Raw genomic sequence first — 5,061 nt, forward strand, 5'->3', positions numbered from 1 at the left:
CTCGGGAGAGTAGGTCGCCGCCGGGCCACCACGCCAGAACATCACTCCAACCACCAACACCACCGCGGGGTGGAGCAGCCCGGTAGCTCGTCAGGCTCATAACCTGAAGGTCACAGGTTCAAATCCTGTCCCCGCATCCCATGATCCCAAAAGTTCTCCCGAACCTTTGCTGGCCGAAAGGCCGGCAAGGGTTTTGTCGTGTTCCGGCTCCCCGACCCAGTTATCGGCGGCGTCGAACCCGGACAGGCCCTGGCAGCTTGGGGAGGCGGCCGAGGAGCTGCATACCGGGAACATTGCGGCCACTCCCTGTCCTGCCGTGAACGGCCTAGTATACCGACCTCAAGGTCATCGTCAGAGCGCGATGTTGGACGGAACCAGGTTGAGCAGGCCAGTCAGCAGCAGTTCGAAATCCGCGACTCCGTCGCCATCCAGGTGCCCGGACAGAATGGTCTGGTTGGCACCGGCGTCGTGCGAGAAGGCGACCTGACCTGCACCCGTTGCCGCGGCGCTGCTCATGAAGATGAACGCCTCGTCCGCCGCGGTGGCGTCGATGGCATCGATCCGGCTGAAGTCGATGCGGTCGCCATGCACGAAATCGGCGATGAGGTCGGAGCCGAGGCCGGTGGTGCCGCCGCCGACCTCCTCCTTGCTGCGGAACACGAAGCGGTCGTTGCCGACGCCGCCCCACAAGGTATCGACGCCGAGGCCGCCCTCCAGCGTGTCGGTGGCGCCGCCGCCGAACAGCAGGTCGTTGCCGCCCAGGCCATAGATCTGGTCGCTGCCGTTGCCGCCATCCAGGACGTTGTTCCCAGTATTGCCGTCGACTCGGTTGTTCGCCGCGTTGCCGGTTCCGGACAAGTCACCGCTGCCGAGCAGCGAAAGGCGTTCGAAGTTCAGTGGCAGCGTCGTGCTGAGCAGGGTCTCGATCCAGTCGTAGCCGGCATTGGCCTCCTCGACCGCTACATCCCCCGCCTCGTCGATCCTGTAGCGGTCATCGCCGAGCCCGCCGACCGCGCGGTCAGGTCCCTGGCCGCCATCCAGCAGGTCGTTGCCGGCGCCGCCGAGGAGCGTATCGGCACCCGCGAGGCCGTACAGTTCATCGCTGCCGCTGCCGCCATCGAGCAGGTTGTTGCCGTCGTTGCCGTCCAGCCGGTTGTCGCCGGCGCTGCCGGTCGCCCAAAGATCCGCGGCGCCCATCAGCGACAGCCGCTCGATGTTGGCCGGCATCGCGGTGCTGAAGTAGGTCTGGATCAGGTCGTAGCCGCCATCCGGCCCTTCCACCACCACATCGCCGGCATCGTCCACGGCGTAGCGGTCATCGCCGAGGCCGCCGATCATGACGTCGGCGCCGGTGCCGCCATCCAGCGTGTCATTGCCGTCGCTGCCGGTGAGCGTATCCGCCCCGCCATGGCCCATCAGCTTGTTCGCACCGGCATTGCCGGAAATCATGTTGCCTTCGTCGTTGCCCGAGCCGGTGATGTCGGCTGTGCCAGCGAGCACCAGGTTCTCGACATTGCTCTTGAGCCGGAACGAAGCCGTGGCGACAGCCGTGTCCACGCCCTCGTCCGGCTTCTCGAAGATGATGTCGAGCGCATCGTCGGCGTAGTAAAGGTCGTTGCCGGTGCCGCCATCCAGGCGATCCGCGCCGGCACCGCCGTTCAGAATATCGGCGCCGCTACCGCCGCGGATGGTATCGGACAACGAGGCACCAATCACGACGTCGTCGCCGGCGCCGGCGTCAAAGGCCTGCGTCGCATCGTAGCCGGCCGCGATGGCGGCGGCGGCGTCGCTGGGCAGGTAGACCTCGTCGTTGCCGCCCAGCCCTTCGTAGATCGAGGCAGGCAACCAAGCGCCGAATACGATGGTGGAGAAGTCGACGAAATCGGCACCGGAGGAGAACAGCGCCGGCAGCCCGGCGCCGCTGGGGTCGATCGCCCCATCGCTGAACCCTATGGACTCGATGCCGGACAGCAGATCCCGGCCGTCGTCACCGTCGCTGGGATCGATGTCCCAAACTGTGACGCTGCTGCCGGAGGCGAGCACGATGTAGCCGGCGCGGAGGCCGGCATAGACCGCGGTGTCCTCGCCCGCGCCGCCGTAGATGAGGTCGTTGCCAGCCCCGCCGATGATCTCGTCGTCGCCGTCATCGCCCCAGATCTCATCGTGCCCGTCGCCGCCCAGCAGCGTGTCGGCGCCCGCGCCGCCCGAGATGACGTCGTCGCCCGTGTCACCATGGGCATGGTCATGGCCCGCGCCGGCCCAGAGTATGTCGTGCCCCGCGCCGCCCAGCAGCGTGTCCGCACCCGCGTCGCCCAGCAGCACATCGTCCCCGGCGCCGCCATCAAGCCAATCGTCGCCGGCGAGCCCGCGCAGCTCGTCGCGTCCCGCCCCCGCAATGCGCGTGTCGCCGGCCTGGCTGTCGTCGGCGCCGGTCCAGAGAGTGCGCGAGAAATCAATGCCGTTCAGCGCCAGGGAGCTGATGACCATGCGGTCCGCGGCGAGGGTGCGGGAGGCACCGCTCAGGTGGATGCCGTCCTCGATCGTCAGCAGGTCCGAGGTCAGCGCGCCGATGGCGACGCCCGGTAGCGCGGCGGCCACCGTGTGCTGCGCGGCGCGCACGTCGTCGTATTTGCCATCCTCCTCGCCCCGCGGGCCGATTTCCTGGATGAGCACGCGGTGCGGGCTGAAATCCGCCAGCACGCGCTCCATGAACTGGATCAGCGCGGTGGTGTAGGCGCTTTCGGAGATGCCCTCCGACCCGTCGGTCTCGCCCTGCCCCCACAGCACCACCTCGGCGCTGCCGCCGACCTGCGCCAGCAGCGCCAGCACATTGGCGTAGAGCGAGCCGGCGGCGGTGGACATCCAGTTGCCGTTGCCCTTGTCCGCCTGCGGCAGCAGCGCGGTGCCGCCCTTCGCGCCCTCCACCAGCAGGACCGGCGCGCCGAGCTGTGCGGCGTAGGTGCGCGCGAAATGCTGCGCGGCGCCGCCGGGTACGGCGCCGATCTCGCCATTCCATTCCATGCCGTAGACGCCACCGCCGGACAGTTCGTCCTGCGGCCCGTCGAACCAGCGCTGGATGTTCGACTGGCCCACGACGAAGACCACGGCACCAATCACCAGGTCCTGCGCGACGACGACACCGCCGGTGCTGACCTCGAGCCGGTAGCCTTCGCCCTGTGGGATGCCGCCGAGGCTGTCGCCCGGGGTCCAACCCACCACGACGTTGCCCTGCTGGTCGAGCACGCGCGCCATGTCCCCGTTGAAGGGCACCGTTCCCGTGGTGCCCTCGCGCTGGATGAAGATCACCCTGGTTTCCTCCGCTCGGCATTCGACGCGGCTTTCGCATCGCCGGTCACACCCTACGCCGCCAGGCATCCGGTGCGGGATTGAGACTGGTCAGGACTGACTTCCAGTCTGGCTGGCATGTCCCCGGTTACAGACGCCAGAGATCGACGTCGGAGGGCACCTGGCTGCGGTCGAGGCAGCCCTTCACGTCCAGCACCGCGCCGCCCTCGTTCAGCAGGCAGCGTCGGATCAGGCTCCAGCCCGACCTCACGAAGGCACGGTGCGCCACGGCCAACACCACGGCGCCACCGGGTCGGACTTCCAGCAGGTCCGTGGGCGGCAGCCCGGTGGCCGCCAGCACCTCCTCCGGATCCGCCAGGGGATCGACGATCTGGACGTCGAGGCCGTGGTCCTGGATTTCCCGGACCAGGCTGAGCGCCGGGGAGTTGCGCAGGTCGGGCACATCCTCCTTGAACGTCAGGCCGAGCACGGTGACGCGGCGCGACTGGCCGCCGTGCCGCATCAGCATCTGCACGCAGCGGCGCGCGACAAAGCTGGCCATGCCGTCGTTGATGCGGCGGCCGGTGACGATCACCTCCGGGTGGTGGCCGGCGCGTTCGGCGCGTTGGGCGAGGTAGTAGGGGTCGACCCCGATGCAGTGGCCGCCGACGAGGCCCGGCTGGAAGTCCAGGAAGTTCCACTTGGTCGCCGCGGCCGCGAGAACGTCGCGGGTGTCGATGCCCAGCCGGTCGAAGATGCAGGCCAGCTCGTTGACAAAGGCGATGTTGAGGTCGCGCTGCGCGTTCTCGATCACCTTCGCAGCCTCGGCGACGCGGATCGAGCCGGCGCGGTGGATGCCGGCGCGGATGATGCGCGCGTAGAGGCCGGCGACCTCGTCCAGCGCCGCAGGCGACTGCGCGGCCACCACCTTGGTGATGCTCTCGAGCCGGTGGTCCGGGTCGCCCGGATTGATGCGTTCCGGGCTGTAGCCGATTGCGAAGTCGACGCCGGCGCGCAGGCCGGAAGCCTGCTCCAGCACCGGCAGGCATTCCTCCTCCGTCGCGCCGGGATAGACGGTCGATTCGTAGATGACGAGCGCGCCGGGGCGCAGGGCCCGGCCGACTGTCTCGGAGGCGCGCAGCAGCGGGCCGAGATCCGGCTGCCGCGTCGCGGTCAGTGGCGTCGGCACCGTGACGATGAAGATGTCCGTGTCGCGAAGCTCAGCCGCGTCGCTGGTGCAGGCGAGCCGCGCGGCGCGCAGATCCTCATGCGGCACCTCGCGCGTACGGTCGACGCCGGCCAGCAATTCCGCGACGCGCCGGCGGTCGATGTCGAAGCCGATGACGTGCAGGCCGGCGCGTGCGAAGGCGACGGCGACCGGCAGCCCGACATAGCCGAGACCGATCACGGCGAGACGGCGGGCGTCCAAGGTTCAGCTTTCCACGGAACGGCGCGGGTAGCGCCGACGTGCCGTGGTTGCCACCGCTGCTGCCAGGTCCGGCATCGCCCGTGCTCCCCGCCTGTCTCATCGGGTGCAGCATGCGGTGCCGGGCGCCGCCGGACCACGGCAACCCGGTCCAAACTGGCGACCAAGCTGGCAGATGCGGGTGTGCGTCCAGCCCCGGACTCCCCTGAATGGACACCTCCAGAAACCTCGGTTTTCGCCAGACGTGGCCGTAGATTGGTGGATGTGCGCCTGCCGTGCGACGGGCTGGCCGGGATCACGCTGCTGGAGGACGGCCGGCGCGGCGCTGATGTCGGTGCGCGCTGCGGCTG

Annotated in this window: 2 protein-coding genes and 1 tRNA gene; 1 reads left to right on the top strand and 2 read right to left on the bottom strand. The window is 69.0% G+C overall.

Going from position 1 to position 5,061, the window contains the following annotated elements; genetic code table 11:
• Positions 1 to 63 precede the first annotated feature (63 nt).
• Positions 64 to 137, top strand: a tRNA-Met gene (locus VGO20_RS11980).
• Positions 138 to 351: 214 nt separating this feature from the next.
• Here VGO20_RS11980 and VGO20_RS11985 read toward each other — a convergent pair.
• A complete protein-coding gene (locus VGO20_RS11985) occupies positions 352 to 3,306 on the bottom strand; it encodes a sialate O-acetylesterase (RefSeq protein ID WP_327502579.1) in 2,955 nt (984 codons plus the stop codon).
• 127 nt (positions 3,307 to 3,433) lie between these two features.
• The gene (locus VGO20_RS11990; protein WP_327502580.1) at positions 3,434 to 4,714 is read right to left on the bottom strand and encodes a nucleotide sugar dehydrogenase; all 1,281 of its coding nucleotides are present in this window, start codon (positions 4,712 to 4,714) and stop codon (positions 3,434 to 3,436) included.
• Between the last annotated feature and the right edge of the window lie 347 nt (positions 4,715 to 5,061).

Origin of the sequence: Arenibaculum sp. (assembly GCF_035998295.1) — a bacterium.
GTDB lineage: Bacteria > Pseudomonadota > Alphaproteobacteria > Azospirillales > Azospirillaceae > DASYHS01.